The sequence below is a fragment of the Duganella sp. GW822-FHT06D06 genome (genome assembly GCF_058799615.1).
This window is the reverse complement of record NZ_JBXALQ010000008.1, coordinates 84,429-100,461: the sequence shown is the minus strand read 5'-3', so window position 1 is coordinate 100,461 and position 16,033 is coordinate 84,429. Positions and strand designations below refer to the sequence as shown.

Annotated in this window: 16 protein-coding genes; 13 read left to right on the top strand and 3 right to left on the bottom strand. The window is 65.2% G+C overall.

Features of this window, described 5'->3' with window-relative positions; all coding sequences use genetic code 11:
- The first annotated feature begins 2 nt into the window (after window positions 1–2).
- From AC1RMD_RS16500 to corA, 6 genes are all read left to right on the top strand, one after another.
- Complete coding sequence (locus AC1RMD_RS16500; RefSeq protein ID WP_492927762.1) at window positions 3–2,030, top strand: ribonuclease catalytic domain-containing protein; 2,028 nt, start codon at window positions 3–5, stop codon at window positions 2,028–2,030.
- 117 nt (window positions 2,031–2,147) lie between these two features.
- Window positions 2,148–2,981: a TonB family protein gene (locus AC1RMD_RS16495; RefSeq protein ID WP_492927942.1), complete on the top strand. Its 834-nt coding sequence runs from the start codon at window positions 2,148–2,150 to the stop codon at window positions 2,979–2,981.
- Window positions 2,981–3,799, top strand: a complete 819-nt coding sequence (gene aroE, locus AC1RMD_RS16490; RefSeq protein ID WP_492927761.1) for a shikimate dehydrogenase — start codon at window positions 2,981–2,983, stop codon at window positions 3,797–3,799. Before AC1RMD_RS16495 ends, aroE begins: the two co-directional genes overlap by 1 nt.
- Window positions 3,796–4,503: a monofunctional biosynthetic peptidoglycan transglycosylase gene (gene mtgA, locus AC1RMD_RS16485; RefSeq protein ID WP_492927760.1), complete on the top strand. Its 708-nt coding sequence runs from the start codon at window positions 3,796–3,798 to the stop codon at window positions 4,501–4,503. The genes aroE and mtgA overlap by 4 nt, the downstream gene beginning before the upstream one ends.
- Before the next feature lie 9 nt (window positions 4,504–4,512).
- Complete coding sequence (locus AC1RMD_RS16480) at window positions 4,513–4,905, top strand: DUF4124 domain-containing protein (RefSeq protein ID WP_492927759.1); 393 nt, start codon at window positions 4,513–4,515, stop codon at window positions 4,903–4,905.
- 81 nt (window positions 4,906–4,986) lie between these two features.
- On the top strand, window positions 4,987–5,952 hold the full coding sequence (gene corA, locus AC1RMD_RS16475) for a magnesium/cobalt transporter CorA (protein ID WP_492927758.1): 966 nt from the start codon (window positions 4,987–4,989) through the stop codon (window positions 5,950–5,952).
- 3 nt (window positions 5,953–5,955) lie between these two features.
- Here corA and AC1RMD_RS16470 read toward each other — a convergent pair whose 3' ends face one another.
- On the bottom strand, window positions 5,956–6,459 hold the full coding sequence (locus AC1RMD_RS16470; RefSeq protein ID WP_492927757.1) for a hypothetical protein: 504 nt from the start codon (window positions 6,457–6,459) through the stop codon (window positions 5,956–5,958).
- Between the two features lie 172 nt (window positions 6,460–6,631).
- Here AC1RMD_RS16470 and AC1RMD_RS16465 point away from each other — a divergent pair, with 172 nt between their 5' ends.
- Together AC1RMD_RS16465 and AC1RMD_RS16460 are read left to right on the top strand one after the other, a co-directional pair.
- Window positions 6,632–8,362 carry an ABC transporter permease gene (locus tag AC1RMD_RS16465; protein WP_492927755.1) on the top strand — a complete coding sequence of 577 codons (1,731 nt, stop codon included), beginning with the start codon at window positions 6,632–6,634 and terminating at the stop codon, window positions 8,360–8,362.
- 15 nt (window positions 8,363–8,377) lie between these two features.
- Window positions 8,378–9,688 carry an ABC transporter ATP-binding protein gene (locus tag AC1RMD_RS16460; protein ID WP_492927754.1) on the top strand — a complete coding sequence of 437 codons (1,311 nt, stop codon included), beginning with the start codon at window positions 8,378–8,380 and terminating at the stop codon, window positions 9,686–9,688.
- 94 nt (window positions 9,689–9,782) lie between these two features.
- On the opposite strand, the gene hemL is transcribed toward AC1RMD_RS16460, so the two are convergent.
- Together hemL and thiD are read right to left on the bottom strand one after the other, a co-directional pair.
- Window positions 9,783–11,072: a glutamate-1-semialdehyde 2,1-aminomutase gene (hemL, locus tag AC1RMD_RS16455; protein WP_492927753.1), complete on the bottom strand. Its 1,290-nt coding sequence runs from the start codon at window positions 11,070–11,072 to the stop codon at window positions 9,783–9,785.
- Window positions 11,073–11,088: 16 nt separating this feature from the next.
- Window positions 11,089–11,937 carry a bifunctional hydroxymethylpyrimidine kinase/phosphomethylpyrimidine kinase gene (gene thiD, locus AC1RMD_RS16450; RefSeq protein ID WP_492927752.1) on the bottom strand — a complete coding sequence of 283 codons (849 nt, stop codon included), beginning with the start codon at window positions 11,935–11,937 and terminating at the stop codon, window positions 11,089–11,091.
- Between the two features lie 57 nt (window positions 11,938–11,994).
- On the opposite strand from thiD, the gene AC1RMD_RS16445 reads away from it, so the two are divergent.
- From AC1RMD_RS16445 to AC1RMD_RS16425, 5 genes are all read left to right on the top strand, one after another.
- On the top strand, window positions 11,995–12,186 hold the full coding sequence (locus AC1RMD_RS16445) for a rubredoxin (protein ID WP_301546346.1): 192 nt from the start codon (window positions 11,995–11,997) through the stop codon (window positions 12,184–12,186).
- 92 nt (window positions 12,187–12,278) lie between these two features.
- Window positions 12,279–12,686 carry a response regulator gene (locus tag AC1RMD_RS16440; protein WP_492927751.1) on the top strand — a complete coding sequence of 136 codons (408 nt, stop codon included), beginning with the start codon at window positions 12,279–12,281 and terminating at the stop codon, window positions 12,684–12,686.
- Window positions 12,687–12,718: 32 nt separating this feature from the next.
- On the top strand, window positions 12,719–13,084 hold the full coding sequence (locus AC1RMD_RS16435) for a response regulator transcription factor (protein WP_492927750.1): 366 nt from the start codon (window positions 12,719–12,721) through the stop codon (window positions 13,082–13,084).
- 3 nt (window positions 13,085–13,087) lie between these two features.
- Entirely contained in the window at window positions 13,088–13,651 is a 564-nt protein-coding gene (locus AC1RMD_RS16430) for a chemotaxis protein CheW (protein WP_492927749.1), read from the top strand.
- A gap of 45 nt (window positions 13,652–13,696) precedes the next feature.
- The gene (locus AC1RMD_RS16425; protein ID WP_492927748.1) at window positions 13,697–16,030 is read left to right on the top strand and encodes a methyl-accepting chemotaxis protein; all 2,334 of its coding nucleotides are present in this window, start codon (window positions 13,697–13,699) and stop codon (window positions 16,028–16,030) included.
- The last annotated feature ends 3 nt before the right edge of the window (window positions 16,031–16,033 follow it).

The following is a 16,033-nucleotide window of genomic DNA, read 5'->3' as shown; positions in this document are numbered from 1 at the left end:
CAATGAATCTATTTTTCGAAGAATCCGGCGATTTCAAGGTCGGCTCCATGATGTCGCAAGCCGGCGAGGCCTACCAGGTTGAGATGGCCAGCGGCAAGCGCACCAAGGTCAAGATCAAGGACGTGCTGCTGCAGTACGAGAAGCCGTCGCCGACGGATTTGATGGAACAGGCCAAGGCGGTCGCGGCCGACATCGACCTCGACTTCCTGTGGGAAGTGGCGGGCGAAGAGGAATTCGGTTTCGCCGAACTGGGCGCCGAGTACTTCGGCCACGCGCCGCTGCCGGCCGAAGCCGCCGGCCTGATCCTGAGCCTGCACTCGGCGCCGATCTACTTCTACAAAAAAGGCCGCGGCCGCTACAAGGCCGCGCCCGAGCAATCGCTGCGCGCCGCCCAGGCCGGCATCGAGAAAAAGAAACAGCAGGCGCTGGTGCAGGCCGGGTACGTCGAAGAGTTGAAGGCCAACCAGCTGCCGGCCTCGATGCAGAACCTCGTCATGCAATTGCTGTTCAAGCCGGACAAGAATTCGATCGAATACAAGGCGCTGGAAGCCGCCTGCAACGAACTGCACACCAATCCGCAGCGGCTGATGCTGGCGGCCGGCGGCGTGGCGTCGCCGAAGGCGCTGCACATGGCCAAGTTCCTGTTCGAGAACTTCCCGCGCGGCGCCGGCTTCCCGGACGTGCCGGTGCCGGTGGCGCCGACCAAGCTGCCGCTGGCCAACGTGCAAGCGTTCTCGATCGACGACGTCACCACCACCGAGATCGACGACGCCTTCTCGGTCACCAGGCTGGACGACGGCAACATCAAGATCGGCATCCACATCGCCGCGCCGGGCCTGGGCATACAGCCGGACGACGCGGTCGACAAGATGGCGCGCGCGCGCATGTCCACCGTCTACATGCCTGGCGATAAGATCACCATGCTGCCGGATTCCATCGTCGAGGCGTTCACGCTGGCCGAAGGCAAGACCTGCCCGGCGCTGTCGCTGTACGCCACCCTGAACCCGGCCGACTGGTCGGTGCTGGCCACCGAGACCCGCGCCGAGATGGTGCCGATCGCGAACAACCTGCGCCACAACGACCTGGACGACCTGGTCAACGAGGAAACCCTGGCCAGCGGCGAGGGCGAGTATCCGCACAAGGAATCGCTGGGCCTGATCTGGCAATGGGCGCAAGTGCTGGAAGCGGCGCGCATGGTCAAGCGCGAAGGCTTCGGCCTGAAGCCGGAACAGAACAACCGGGTGGACTTCAACTTCTACGTGGAAGACGACGTGGTCACGGTCAGCCGCCGCAAGCGCGGCGCGCCGCTGGACAAGATCGTCGCCGAGCTGATGATCTTCGCCAACAGCACCTGGGGCAAGCTGATGAACGACCACGGCGTGCCGGGCATTTACCGCAGCCAGGGCCAGGGCGTGGGCGGCTGGGCCGCCAAGATGCAGGTGCGCATGCTGACCCATGCGGCGCCGCACCAGGGCCTGGGCGTGGACCAGTACGCATGGAGCACCTCGCCGCTGCGCCGCTACACCGACCTGGTCAACCAGTGGCAGATCCTGGCCTGCGCCGAGCACGGCGTGACCGCGCCGCTGGTCGCGCACTTCAAGCACAAGGACGCCAACCTGTTCGCGATCGTGTCGCAGTTCGACGCGGCCTACGCGGCCTACGGCGATCACCAGGCTAACATGGAACGCTACTGGTGCCTGCGCTGGCTGGGCCAGCAGGAGGCGCGCCAGGTCGAGGCCGTGGTGCTCAAGGACGAGGTGCTGCGGCTGGTCGATATTCCGCTGATCATCCGCCTGCCGGGCATGCCGCAAGTGGCGCGCGGCGCGCAGGTCAAGCTGGACATCCTGCGTTGGGACGAGGTGGACCTGACCATCGAAGCCCGCATCCTGGAAATCCCGACCACCGAAGCGGTGGCCGCCGATGCCGAACTGGACTACGAGGACGAGGAAGCGGGCGCCGCGCCGGAAGAAGCGGTGGATGCGCCGGAAGTAGCGGTCGAGGCCGCTGCAGAGGAGCCGGCGGCGGAATAAATCCCGCAGCCCGGCGCTTGCTTTGACGTAAAATCAGCCCTATCTTTTCGACCCCGGCCGCGCGTGAAGTCTTTCAAAGAAAATCGCTTGCTGTACCTCGCCATCGGCCTGTCGCTGATGGCGCATGGCGCCTTGCTCGCGGTGCACTTTGTCGCGCCCAGGCCGACGCCGGTGCAAGCCACCGATCCGGGGCTGGAAGTGATCCTGGTCAACGCCAAGCACAGCAAGGCGCCGCTGAAGGCCGACGCGCTGGCCCAGGCCAACCTGGACGGCGGCGGCACCGTCGACAAGGGCCGTTCCAAATCGCCGCTGCCCGACCTGCGCAAGATGGAAACGGGCGACAGCATCAAGGCCGCCAAGCGCCGCATCGCCGAACTGGAACAGCAGCAACAGAACCTGCTGACGCAAGCGGCCAAACAGACCCCGTTCAGCGCGCCGCCGGTGACGGAAAAGAGCAAGCCCGATCCGCTGCCGACCGGCGCCGACCTGCTGGACGCCAGCAAGGCCATCGCCCGCCGCGCCGCCGAGATCAGCGAAACCATCGAGGACCAGAACAAGCGTCCGAAGAAGACCTTCATCACGCCGAGCACGCGCGGGGTGGGCTACGCGATGTACTACAAAGCGATCCAGAAACGGATCGAAGACATCGGCACGCTGAACTTCCCGCAGCAGAACGGCCGCAAACTGTACGGCCAGCTGGTGCTGTCGATTCCGGTGTTCCAGGACGGCACGATCTACGAGCGGGACGGCGGCATCAAGGTCGACCGCAGCTCCGGCAATACCGCGCTGGATGAGGCGGCGATGAACATCGTGCGCCGCGCCGCGCCGTTCGGCAAGTTCCCGCCGAACATGCTGTCGAACGAAAAAGACGATTTGTGGGTGATCGTCACGACGTTCAAATTCACCCGCGAAGACAAACTACAGGCCGACTTAAGCGGCGGAGGACGTTGATGGACCGCTACTGCGTATTCGGCAATCCGATTGCCCATAGCAAATCACCCGAGATCCACGCCGCGTTCGCGGCCCAGACCGGGCAGGATCTGACGTATGAAAAACGGCTGGCGCCGGTGGACGGCTTTGCCGCCGCCGTCCAAGCCTTCATCGCCGAGGGCGGCCGTGGGGCCAACGTCACCGTGCCGTTCAAGCTGGACGCGGTGAAGCTGGCGCAGGCGCTGACCATCCGCGCCCGCGCGGCCGGCGCCGTCAACACGCTGCACTTCACCGAGGACGGCATCGTCGGCGACAACACCGACGGCGCGGGACTGGTGGCGGACATCGTCAACAACGCCGGCGTGCCGATCATCGGCAAGCGGGTGCTGTTGCTGGGCGCAGGCGGCGCCGCGCGCGGCGTGGTGCTGCCGATCCTGGAACATCGCCCGGCGCAGCTGGTCATCGCCAACCGCACCGTGGCCACGGCCGAGGCGCTGGTGGAACAGTTTGCCGCGCTGGGCGGCGAAGGTGTGGTATCAGCCTGCGGCTACGGCGACATCGACGGCGCGTTCGACATCGTCATCAACGCCACCTCGGCCAGCCTGAGCGCCGAACTGCCGCCGGTGTCGCCGTCGGTCTTCGCGCCCGGTTCGCTTGCGTTCGACATGATGTACTCAGCCTCCCCCACGGTATTCTTGCAGTTCGCGGGCCAGCACGGCGCACGCCTGCGCGACGGCCTGGGCATGCTGGTCGAGCAGGCCGCCGAGGCGTTCAGCCTGTGGCGCGGCGTGCAGCCGGCCACCGCCGAGGTGCTGCAATCGCTGCGGGCAAAACTGTGAGCGCGGCCAAGGCGGGCAAATGGCGCTGGGTGAAGTGGATCTTCATCCTGCCGGTGTTGCTGGTGCTGGTCGTGCAGCTGTACTTCTTCTTGCAGATCTGGTGGTGGGTCGACCATAATCCGTCGACGACCAGCTTCATGCGCGAGCAGCGCGCGGTGCTGCGCGAGAAGAAGCCGGACGCCAACATCCAGCAAGTGTGGGTGCCGTACAACCGTATCTCGAACAACCTCAAGCGCGCCATCATCGCCTCCGAGGACGCCAATTTCTCCGAGCACGAGGGCGTCGACTGGGAGGCGCTGCAAAAGGCCTACGAGAAGAACAACAAGAAGCACAAGGTGGTGTCGGGCGGCTCGACCATCACCCAGCAACTGGCCAAGAATTTGTTCCTGTCCGGCTCGCGCAGCTATCTGCGCAAGGGCCAGGAGCTGGTCATCACCTATATGCTGGAAACCTTGATGGACAAGGAACGCATCTTCGAGATCTACCTGAACGTGGTGGAGTTCGGCACCGGCACATTCGGCGCCGAGGCGGCGGCGCGGCATTACTATGGCGTCAGCGCGGCCAACCTGGGCGCGGCCCAGGCGGCCAAGCTGGCGGTGATGTTGCCCAATCCGCGCTTCTTCGACAGACACCGCGATTCGGGCTACCTGGCGCGGCGCACCGGCGTGATCCTGCGCCGCATGGGATCGGCGGAACTACCCTAGGAGGCAGCGATGTTAAGCAAGCAGCGTGGACTCGGATTGATCCAGGTGGCCATCATCATGGCCTCGCTGGCGGCGATTGCGATGGCGTTTTTGATGTCGGCCCGGCATGAGCGCAATTTTTTCACCGAAGGGCTGGCCAAGCTGAGCGGCCAGGCGCCGGCGGCCGCGTCGGCCTCGGCCTCGGCGGCCGCGGTGGCCGCTCCGGCGGCCCCGGCGGGGGTGCTGCGCAAGTGCGTTATCGACGGCAAAACCGTGCTGTCCGACGTCGACTGCAAGGACGGCAAGGTGGTCAAGGCCATAGCCACGCGCGGCATCGAAGCGCCCAAAGTACCCAAGCCGGACCCGGCCGACGCAGCCCCGCAGTCGGCGACCGATAAAATGATAGAAAAAGCGACCCGCTAGGCCGAAAAACCGCATGGCAGGCTGGCCTCGGCAGGGGCTTTGCGGGTACACTTGCGCTGTTTCCAGAAGGCTCGCGTACCCATGATTAATGTTTTCGTTCTCCAGAATGGCCGGCTCAACCAGGTGCCCATCGACAGTCGCGAAGACCTGGAACAGGTCGAGCCGGTCTGGGTCGACCTGACCGACCCGACGGACGACGAACGCGCGTGGGTCAAGACCATCTACGGCGTGACCTTGCCGGGCGAGGACGAAGTCAAGGACATCGAAGCGTCGGCCCGCTATTACGAAGCGGAAAACGGCGACCTGCACCTGCGCACCGACTTTTTGCTGGAAGAAGAGGACGGCCCGTCGCGCATCGTCACGGTGGCCTTCATCCTGGCGCGCAAGATGCTGTTCTCGGTGCACACCGACGATTTGCCGGTGTTCCGCCTGGTGCGCATGCGCGCCCGCTCGCGGCCCGGCTCGATCGCCGACTACATGGACGTGCTGCTGGACCTGTACGCGACCGACGCCGAATACTCGGCCGACGCGCTGGAAGGCATCTACCAGAACCTGGAAGAAGTCAGCGGCCGCGTGCTGCAGGAAGAGTTCACCGACCAGGACGCGGCCGCCGCGCTGAACGCCATCGCCCACGAGGAAGACTTGAACGGCCGCATCCGCCGCAACATGATGGATACGCGGCGCGCGGTCAGCTTCCTGATGCGCGGACGCTTGTTGAATTCGGAACAGTTCGAGGAAGCGCGTCAGATTCTGCGCGACATCGAATCGCTGGACGGCCACACGTCCTTCCTGTTCGACAAGATCAACTTCCTGATGGACGCCACGGTCGGCTTCATCAACATCAACCAGAACAAGATCATCAAGATCTTCTCGGTGGCCAGCGTGGCCTTCCTGCCGCCGACCCTGATCGCCTCGATCTACGGCATGAACTTCAAGTGGCTGCCGGAGCTGGAATGGCAGCTCGGCTACCCGTTCGCCGTCGCGCTGATGATCACCAGCGCCATCGCCCCGTTCTGGTACTTCCGCCGCCGTGGGTGGTTGAAGTAAGCGTTACACCGGCTGCGGGCTGAATTCCAGCGACAGGGTGCTGAAGTAGGGCGCCGTGATCCATTTTTCGTTCAGCGACAGCGCGCGGTCGTACAGCGCCGCCTTGATGTCGATGCCGATCTTGCTGAAGTCGAACGGCTGCTTGTCGCGCGCGGTGCAGGCCGAGGCGGCGCCGGCCAGGAAGGCTTGCTCGTCGAACGCGCCCGACCACAACTGCGCCTGCAGCCCCTCGACGATCGCTTCCGCCTGCACCGCCTCGGTCTCCACATCCTTGTTGGAGGCATCGTGCACCGCCTCCATGACGAACTGCGCATCCGCGCCGCGCGCCAGCAGGCTGAGGAAGCCGTGCCGCAGCGGCAGGGCCGACTCCACCACGTAGTGCAACAGATCGTGCGGCAAGATGCCCTGGCGCGGCATCACGGTGTCGGTGCAGCTGCCGTTGTTGCGCACGAAGCGCAACACATCGTATTTGTCGGTCTTGGACCGTTTTTCAGCAATCAATTTCATAACGCGCAATATTAATCCGATAGTCACACAATTATGCGCCTTACAAGGGCCGTAAATAGTCACCAACTTTCACGACCGTAATTAATTTCGCATAAGTTTTCACTTAGAATGGCGGCCTGTGTCACGCTCCGGTCAACCGCACCGGTTGTTCTGGCCGGAGAAAGCACAAAGAATGAGCAAAAAACGGCAATTTTTCCCCCGTCAGGTGGTCGAGGCCGGCGGCAATCGCTGGGACTGGGCCCTGCTGCCCATCGTGCTGGCGCTGTTCGTCCTGCTGGCCTACGGCAGTCAGCAAATGGTCCGCCCGTACGAGCTGGGCCAGACCTTGCCCATGTCGCTGGACCCGAGCCACCTGCCGTACTACCTGCTGCGCACCACGCTGCGCATGTTCATCGCGCTGGGCGCGTCGGTGGTGTTCAGCTGCGTGTTCGCCGCCCTCACCACCAAATACCGGCTGGCCGAAAAAGTGCTGGTGCCGATGCTCGACATCCTGCAATCGATCCCCATCCTGGGCTTCCTGTCGATCACCGTCACCGCCTTCATCGCCTTCTTCCCCGGCAGCCTGCTGGGCGTGGAGTGCGCGGCGATCTTCGCCATCTTCACCTCGCAGGCCTGGAATATGGCGTTCTCCGCCTACCAGGGCTTCCGCAGCGTGCCGGCCGAATTGTCGGAAGCGGCGCGCGTGTTCCAGCTCTCGGGCTGGCAGCGCTTCTGGCGCCTGGAGCTGCCGTTCGCCATGCCCGGCCTGCTGTGGAACATGATGATGTCGATGTCCGGCGGCTGGTTCTTCGTGGTGGCGTCGGAAGCGATTTCGGTCTCCGGCCAGGACATCAAGCTGCCCGGCATCGGTTCCTATATCGCCATGGCCATCGCCCAGAGCGACATGGGCGCCATCGGCTGGGCCATCGGCGCCATGCTGGTCGGGGTGCTGATGTACGACCAGCTGTTCTTCCGACCCTTGCTGGCCTGGGCCGACAAGTTCCGCTTCGAGGAAACCGGCAGCGACACCGCCCAGCAATCGTGGCTGCTCACCTGGCTGCGCCGCACCGAGCGCACCCAGGCGATGGTGGCATGGTTCGGCAACCTGCTGTCGCGCTCCATCGCCCTGTTCCGCCTGAGCCACGACGGCACCTCGATCCGCGCCCGCCGCGACCAGCCGTCGCTGGTGCCGCAGCGCGTGTGGGACGCGGTGATCGCCGCCGTGGTGTTCTACGCCTTGTGGAGCCTGGGCCACTTCATCAGCACCGAAGTCGGCTGGGCCGAGGTGGGGCATGTGTTCGTGCTTGGCCTGTACACGCTGGCGCGCGTGATCCTGCTGCTGGCGCTGGCCGCCCTGGTGTGGGTGCCGGTCGGCGTCTGGATCGGCATGAACCCTCGCTGGGCTTCGCGCACGCAGGCGGTGGCGCAGTTCCTCGCCGCCTTCCCGACCAACCTGGTGTTCCCGGTGGCGGTGGTGCTGATCGTGCGTTATAACTTGAACCCGGACATCTGGCTGTCGCCGCTGATGATACTCGGCACCCAGTGGTATTTGCTGTTCAACGTGATCGCCGGCGCCTCCACCATTCCGACCGAGCTGCGTCACGCCGCCAAGAACTTCGGCCTGACCGGCTGGCTCAAATGGCGGCGCTACCTGCTGCCGGCGATCTTCCCCAGCTTCGTCACCGGCGCCATCACCGCCACCGGCGGCTCGTGGAACGCCAGCATCGTGGCGGAATATGTCAGCTGGGGCCCGACCACGCTGAAGGCGCACGGCATCGGCAGCTACATCCAGGAGATGACCACCGCCGGCGACTTCCCGCGCATCGCGCTGGGCATCGGCGTCATGTGCATCTTCGTCATGGGCTTCAACCATTTCGTGTGGCGCCGCCTGTACACCATGGCCGAGAGCCGGCTGCATTTCTAGTATTGAGATCGAATTATGAGCACTCCTATCGTCGAATTGAAATCGGTCGGCAAGCATTTCCGTGGCGCCGACGGCTCCGCGCGCTCGGTGCTGGAAGGCGTGGACTTCACGCTGCACGAAGGCGAGATCGTCGCGTTGCTGGGCCAATCGGGTTCCGGCAAATCGACCATGCTGCGCATCATGGCGGGCCTGATCCAGGCCGACGCCGGCCAGGTGCTGTATCGCGGCATGCCGCTGTACGGCACGGCGCGCGGTATCCGCATGGTGTTCCAGTCGTTCGCGCTGTTCCCGTGGTTGACGGTGCAGAAGAACGTCGAGCTGGGGCTGGAGGCGCAGGGCATGCCGGCCGAGGAGCGCGCGCGCCGCGCCGAGAAGGTGATTGAGCTGATCGGCCTGTCCGGCTTCGAAGGCGCGCTGCCGCGCGAGCTGTCGGGCGGCATGCGCCAGCGCGTCGGCATCGCCCGCGCGCTGGTGATGGAGCCGGAGGTGCTGTTGATGGACGAGGCGTTTTCCGCGCTGGACGTGCTGACCGGCGAGCGCCTGCGCGAAGAGATACTGGAGCTGTGGCAGTCCGGCCAGATCCCGACCAAGGCGATCCTGGTGGTGTCGCACAACATCGAGGAAGCGGTGATGATGGCCGACCGCGTGCTGATCTTCGCCAGCGATCCTGGCCGCGTGCGCGCCGAGTTGCCGATCTCGCTGCCGCAGCCGCGCAAGGCCGAGGGGCCGGAAGTGCGCCAGCTGATCGACAAGGTGTATGAGTTGATGACCGCCGGCGCCGGCCGCCGCGGCTTGATCAGCGAGAAGGAGGTCAAGCTGCAGCTGGGCGATCGCCTGCCGCAGGCCGACATCGCGCACATGGAAGGTATCGTGGAGCTGCTGTCCGAAGAGCCGTTCTCCGGCCGCGCCGACCTGCCGCAGCTGGCCGAAGAAACCGAGCTGACCGACGCCGAGCTGCTGGAAGTGTTGAACGGTTTGATACTGCTGGGGTTTGCCTACCTGACCAACGGCGATATCCTGCTGACCGATTTGGGCGGCAGGTACGCGGCGGCCAGCAACACGGAGCGGCAGGACATCTTCGGCAAGCAGCTGCTGGAGCATGTGCCGCTGATCGCCTACATCTGCCACGGCCTGCAGCAGGACAAGTCGGGCGACCTGCCGGAGGAGCTGTTCCTCAAGCTGCTGCGCTTCACGCTCAGCGAAGAAGAGGCGGAACGCGCACTGCGCGTCGCCATCGAGTGGGGCCGCTACGGCGACCTGTTCGAATACAACTTCAACACCGGCGTGATCCAGCAGTCCGAAGAGGACGAGGAAGACGAAATCTAACCCGGGGGTCAAGTCTGACATTCGGACACGGGCTCTGCCGTAATGCTATCTACGGCAGAGCCCGTGTCCGAATGTCAGACTTGACCCCGGGTCTTTACGCCAACTTTTTGAACACGCGGGCGGCGGCGGCGATGGTCTCGTCGATCACCGCGTCGCTGTGTTGCGCCGAGACGAAGCCGGCCTCGAACGCGGCCGGCGCGAAGTACACGCCTTCGTCCAGCATCGCGTGGAAGAACACGTTGAAGCGCGCGCGGTCGCCGGCCATCATTTCGGCGTAGTTGTTCGGCGGCGTCTCGCTGAAGTACAGGCCGAACATGCCGCCCACGGCGTCGGCGCAGAAGACGATGCCCGCTTCCTTGGCCGCCTTGGTCAGACCGGCCGCCAGGCGCGTAGCCGTCGCGCTCAGTTTCTCGTAGAAGCCCGGCTCCTGGATGATCTTCAGGGTCGTCATGCCGGCCGCCACCGCCACCGGGTTGCCCGACAAGGTGCCTGCCTGGTAGACGGCGCCCAGCGGCGCCATCTTGCTCATCAGCTCAGCGCTGCCGCCGAAGGCCGCCACCGGCAGGCCGCCGCCGATTACCTTGCCCAGCGCCGTCAGGTCCGGCTTGATGCCGTACAGCTGCTGCGCGCCGCCCAACGCGACGCGGAAGCCGCACATCACTTCGTCGAAGATCAGCACCGCACCGTGCTTGGTGCACAGCGCGCGCATGGCCTGCAAGAACGCCTCGGTGGCCTTGATCAGGTTCATATTGCCGGCCACCGGCTCGACGATCACGCAGGCGATTTCGTCGCCGAACGAGGCGAACGCCTCTTCCAGCTGCTGCACGTTGTTATAGTCCAGCACCAGCGTGTGCTTGACGAAGTCCTCCGGCACGCCGGCCGATGTCGGATTGCCGAAGGTGAGCAGGCCGCTGCCCGCCTTGACCAGCAGCGAATCGGCGTGGCCGTGGTAGCAGCCTTCGAACTTGATGATCTTGTCGCGGCCCGTGGCGCCGCGCGCCAGGCGCAGCGCGCTCATGGTCGCCTCGGTGCCCGACGAGACCAGGCGCACCTGCTCGATCGACGGCACCAGGCGGCAGATTTCTTCGGCCATCAGGACCTCGCCTTCGGTCGGCGCGCCGAACGACAGGCCGCGCGCGGCCGCCTCCTGCACCGCCTTCACCACCACCGGATGCGCGTGGCCGACGATGGCCGGGCCCCAGGAGCCGATGTAGTCGATGTAGCGCTTGTCGTCCGCGTCCCAGAAGTACGGGCCTTCGGCGCGGGTGATGAAGCGCGGCGTGCCGCCCACCGAGCGGAAGGCGCGCACCGGCGAGTTGACGCCGCCGGGCGTGGTTTTCTGGGCGCGTTCGAACAGCTGGTCGTTTTTGGAAGTCGTGGTCATGATGGCATCTTCAATATCAAGTTGGTAAAGCCTGCTGCATGTGGAAGAAACGGTTAGGTATGAACTTGCCCATGCCGTAGCGCTGGGCGTGCGCCAGTGCGCCGACGGTGTATTCCTGGGCCGCCTTCACCGCGTCCGGCACGTCGCTGCCGCGCGCCATGAAGGCGGTGATCGCCGCCGACAGCGTGCCGCCGGCGCCGAGGAATGGGCCGGGCATATGCTGCCAGGCGTCGTGGCTGATCACGCCGTCGGCGCCGAACAGGGTGTTGGCCAGCGTGTTCGGCGCGGCCGTTTCGCCCTGCGGCGAGCCGGCGTGGGTGCCGGTGACGAGCACGAATTCGCAGCCCAGGGCCAGCAAATGCTCGACGTCCGATTCCATGGTGTCCTCGGCGCCTTCGCGCCAGGTTTCGGCCAGCCGGCCCAGCTCCACCTGCGACAGCATCAGCAGCGTGGCCTGCGGCACCAGCAGCTGGCGCAAGGCGGTCAGCAGCTCTTCGATTTCGTCGACATCGGCCGGATCGGGCAGGCGGGAACTGAACGGATCGAGGATCAGCGGCGCATCGGGATAGTCGGACAGGATCTCGGCGATGGCCGCCACCTGCTCGACATTGTTCAACGCGCCGACCTTGAAGGCGGCCATCGTCATGTCCTCCAGGATCACGCGGGCCTGGTCGGAAACCCAGTCGGCATCGATGTCCTGGGCGTCTTCGACGCGGGCACTGTCGCCGATCAGCAACGCGGTGGTCACCGCCAGGCCGGTGCAGGAGAGGGCGGAAAATGCTGCCAGGTCGGCCTGGACGCCGATCGCGCCGGCCGGATCGGCGGCGCCGAAGCTTAATATGAGAGGAGATGTTTGGTTTTGCACGGCGGGTAGATTAAGATACCTAATTCAGCATTTTACTTGATTGAAGGGTGACAGAACGTGAGTAGCAATGAAACAACGCAGGAGTTCCAGACCTGGATGTGCCTGATCTGTGGCTGGATCTACGACGAACAAGCCGGCTTGCCGGACGAAGGCATCGCCGCCGGCACCCGCTGGGCCGACGTGCCGATGAACTGGAGCTGCCCGGAATGCGGCGCCCGCAAGGACGATTTCGAGATGGTAGCCATCTGATACCCCGCGCCGGCCGACTGGCGCAGCGTTAGTATCGCGCCAGCCGCCTCCCGCCTATGCTATGGTGTAGCCACCATTCCAGCGAACCGACTATGACGACGACCACGCCGCACGCTAATGCCCTGAAAATCATGGTGATCGACGATAGCAGCACGATACGTCGTTCGGCCGAGATCTTCCTGACCCAGGCCGGTTACCAGGTGGTACTGGCCGAGGATGGATTCGACGCGCTGGCCAAGATCAACGACCATCATCCTGCGCTGGTCTTCTGCGACATCCTGATGCCGCGCCTCGACGGCTACCAGACCTGCGCGCTGATCAAAAAAAGCGCCAAATTCCACGCCACGCCGGTGCTGATGCTGTCGTCCAAGGACGGCCTGTTCGACCGCGCGCGCGGCGCCATGGTCGGCTCGGCGGCCTACCTCACCAAACCATTTACCAAAGACAGCCTGCTGGCCGCGGTGCGCGAGCATACCGGCGGCGTCTCGCCACAAGAATAACGAAGAGAATAACTAAGCTTCAGGGGAATACCATGACCATACAAAGAATTCTGATCGTCGACGATTCGCCCACGGAGCGCTACTATCTGACCGACATCCTGGTCAAAAACGGCTTTTCCGTCTCCACCGCCGAAAACGGCGAGGAAGCGCTGGTCAAGATCAAGGCCGACAAGCCCCAGCTGATCCTGATGGACGTGGTCATGCCCGGCGCGAACGGCTTCCAGGTCACCCGCGCGATCGCCCGCGACCCCGATCTGCAGGACGTGCCGGTGATTATCTGCTCCAGTAAAAACCAGGAGACCGACCGAATCTGGGGCCTGCGCCAGGGCGCCCGCGACTACCTGGTGAAACCGGTCGACGCGGCCGAGCTGCTGGCCAAAATCGCCGCCCTCGGCTAAACGATGAGCAGCCAGACGCCCGATACCCCAGCCACACCGGCCGGTCCGGAACGCCGCAGCCGCCTGCGCCAGTATCAGGTGCAGCTGCTGGAGCGCATGCAGGCCGCCAAGACCGGCGTCGCCGTCGGCGGCCGCGAACTGGGCGTGCTGATAGGCGGCCGTCTTTGCCTGCTTGATCTGACGCAGATTAGCGAGATCGTGCCGTTGCAGCCGGTCACGCCGGTGCCGCTGGCGCAGCAGTGGTACCACGGCCTGGCCAATATACGGGGCAACCTGACCGGCGTGATCGACCTGGCGTGCTACCAGGGCCAGGCCGCCGGCGACGCCGCCGCCTCCGACTGCCGTTTGATCACATTCGCGCCGGCACTGGGCTTCAACTGCGCACTGCTGGTCGAGCGCGTGCTGGGCCTGCGCAAGCTGGCCGACATGCAGGCGGCGGAGGCGCCGGACGATGCCGGACCCGAATGGCGCCGCCAGCATTTCACCGACAGCGAGGGCCAGCAATGGACCCGCGTCGACCTGGCGCAACTGGTGCGCGAAGCGCGTTTTCTGCACGTTGGTTTGTAAGGGCGGCATACTGATGTAGGTCGCAACTAATCCGGAGAGGGTGGAATGGCTTTCAAGATGGGGTTTTTCTCGCGTGGCAACCGGAGTGCCGGCCAGGATCTGGCAGCGAATTCAGAATTCGGCGAAGCGGGCGATTCGCAGTTCATGCACGCCGCCGTCCAGGCGGAGCAGGCGCCCGCCAGCACCAGTCACGCCGACAGCGAAGACAGCGCCGCGCCGCTGCGCCTGCGCGATGCGCTGGGCCGGCGTGGCGGTGCACCGCTCGCGGCGGCCGAAGCGGGCGCCGGCTTCAAGCTGCCGCTGATCGGCCACCTGCCGGCGCAACGCCAGCTGAGCATCCTGTCGACGGCGCTGGCGGTCAGCTTGCTGCTGAGCGCCTTGTTCGTCGCCCTCAACACCATCCACAGCGCCAACCGCTCGACCCAGACCCAGGTCGCCAGCGATGCGCTGATGCACTCGCAGCGCATCGGCAAGGCCACGCCGAACGCGGTGCAGGGCAGCGCCGAAGGCTTCCGCCAGCTGGAGGAAAGCCGCAATGAACTGAACAACGACTTCCAATTGATGACGCGCGGCGGCCGCTATCAGGGCCGCGAGATCGGCGAGCCGATTTCGTCGCTGGCGCCGGTGGTCGCCGCCGCGCGCAAGCAGTGGAACCAGTCGGACAAGGCGGCCAACACCATCCTGCTGCTGAAGGCCGACCTGAGCGACGTTGACAAGACGCTGCACAAGCTCAACGCCATGTCGCCCGGCCTGTTGACCCACACCGAGGAAATCTCCACGCTCAAGGTGCAGCGCGGCGGTTCGGCGCGCGAGATCGCGGCGCTCGGCAAGCTGACCATGCTGACCCAGCGCATGAGCCGCAGCGCCGGCGAGTTCCTGATCGGCGGCGGCATCAAGTCGGACAGCGCGTTCCAGCTGGGGCGCGACACCACCGTGTTCCGCAATACCATCGACGGTTTCCTCAACGGCAGCGCGCCGCTCGGACTGGCCGCCGTGCGCGAGCCGGACCTGCGCGAGAAGTTCACGGCGCTCAAGACCGAATTCGAGGAATACCAGAAGCTGGTCACGGGCATCCTCGACAAGCTGGATAAATTCAGCGCCGCCAAGGGCGCGGAGCAGCTGATCTTCACCGACAACGAAGCGCTGCGCCAGCGCCTGTCGGTCTTGCAGCAGGCCTACCGCCAGGACCAGGATTCGCTCGGCACGACCTTCTGGCTGATGGTGGCCGGCGGCATGCTGACGCTGGTGTCGGCGGCGGCCATCGGCCGCGTGCTGCTGGTCGATTCGTACAACCGCACCCGTGGCGCCGACCGCCGCCGCCAGGAGGCGGAAACCATGCGCCAGCAATCGCAGCGCAAGGAAGAAGAAGCCAAGGCCATGAACGACCAGAACCAGGCGGCGATTCTGCGCCTGATGAACGAACTGCAGGAAGTGGCGGACGGCGACTTGACGGTGCAGGCCACGGTGTCCGAGGACATCACCGGCGCCATCGCCGACTCGGTCAACTACACGGTGGAAGAGCTGCGCGGCCTGGTGGGCCGCGTGACCGCCACCGCCGAGCAGGTGACCAAGGCGTCCACCCACGCGCAGAGCATCTCCAGCGACCTGCTGCTGGCGTCGCAACAGCAGTCGCGCGAGATCCAGGATGCGTCGGCCACGGTCGTGAAGATGGCCAACGAGATCACCGACGTCTCGCGCTCCGCCAGCGAATCGGCCGACGTGGCGCGCCAGTCGGTGGCGGCGGCGCAGCAGGGCGCGACGGCGGTGGAAAACGCGATCAAGGGCATGCACGAGATCCGCGAGCAGATCCAGGATACTTCCAAGCGCATCAAGCGCCTGGGCGAATCGTCGCAGGAGATCGGCGAGATCACCGAACTGATTTCCGACATTACCGAACAGACCAACGTACTGGCGCTGAACGCCGCAATCCAGGCCGCGTCGGCCGGCGAGGCGGGACGCGGCTTCTCGGTGGTGGCGGAAGAGGTGCAGCGCCTGGCGGAACGCTCGGGCGAGGCGGCCAAGCAGATCGGCGCGCTGGTGCGCACCATCCAGACCGATACCCACGACGCCGTGGCCGCAATGGAGAAGTCGACCCAGGGCGTGGTCGAAGGGGCGCGCCTGTCCGACGCGGCCGGCGCGGCGCTGAACGACATCTCGCAGGTGTCGAACCGCCTGGCCGAGCTGATCTCCGGCATCTCGATGGCGACCGGCCAGCAGGCCACGTCGGCGACCGGCGTGGCGCAGAACATCCAACACATTTTGACGGTGACCGAGCAGACGCAGGACGGCACCCAACAAACCGCACAATCGATTCATAAGCTGTCAGTGCTGGCGCAGGAATTGAAAAACTCGGTGGCGCGCTTCCGTATCGCGTCCTGAACC

What these genes read in the sequence shown, in the direction of transcription:
- AC1RMD_RS16500 (WP_492927762.1), top strand. Translation starts at nt 3, where the DNA reads ATGAATCTATTTTTCGAAGAATCCGGCGATTTCAAGGTCGGCTCCATG.
- AC1RMD_RS16495 (WP_492927942.1), top strand. Translation starts at nt 2,148, where the DNA reads ATGGCGCATGGCGCCTTGCTCGCGGTGCACTTTGTCGCGCCCAGGCCG.
- aroE (WP_492927761.1), top strand. Translation starts at nt 2,981, where the DNA reads ATGGACCGCTACTGCGTATTCGGCAATCCGATTGCCCATAGCAAATCA.
- AC1RMD_RS16480 (WP_492927759.1), top strand. Translation starts at nt 4,513, where the DNA reads ATGTTAAGCAAGCAGCGTGGACTCGGATTGATCCAGGTGGCCATCATC.
- corA (WP_492927758.1), top strand. Translation starts at nt 4,987, where the DNA reads ATGATTAATGTTTTCGTTCTCCAGAATGGCCGGCTCAACCAGGTGCCC.
- AC1RMD_RS16470 (WP_492927757.1), bottom strand. Translation starts at nt 6,459, where the DNA reads ATGAAATTGATTGCTGAAAAACGGTCCAAGACCGACAAATACGATGTG.
- AC1RMD_RS16465 (WP_492927755.1), top strand. Translation starts at nt 6,632, where the DNA reads ATGAGCAAAAAACGGCAATTTTTCCCCCGTCAGGTGGTCGAGGCCGGC.
- AC1RMD_RS16460 (WP_492927754.1), top strand. Translation starts at nt 8,378, where the DNA reads ATGAGCACTCCTATCGTCGAATTGAAATCGGTCGGCAAGCATTTCCGT.
- hemL (WP_492927753.1), bottom strand. Translation starts at nt 11,072, where the DNA reads ATGACCACGACTTCCAAAAACGACCAGCTGTTCGAACGCGCCCAGAAA.
- AC1RMD_RS16440 (WP_492927751.1), top strand. Translation starts at nt 12,279, where the DNA reads ATGACGACGACCACGCCGCACGCTAATGCCCTGAAAATCATGGTGATC.
- AC1RMD_RS16435 (WP_492927750.1), top strand. Translation starts at nt 12,719, where the DNA reads ATGACCATACAAAGAATTCTGATCGTCGACGATTCGCCCACGGAGCGC.
- AC1RMD_RS16430 (WP_492927749.1), top strand. Translation starts at nt 13,088, where the DNA reads ATGAGCAGCCAGACGCCCGATACCCCAGCCACACCGGCCGGTCCGGAA.
- AC1RMD_RS16425 (WP_492927748.1), top strand. Translation starts at nt 13,697, where the DNA reads ATGGCTTTCAAGATGGGGTTTTTCTCGCGTGGCAACCGGAGTGCCGGC.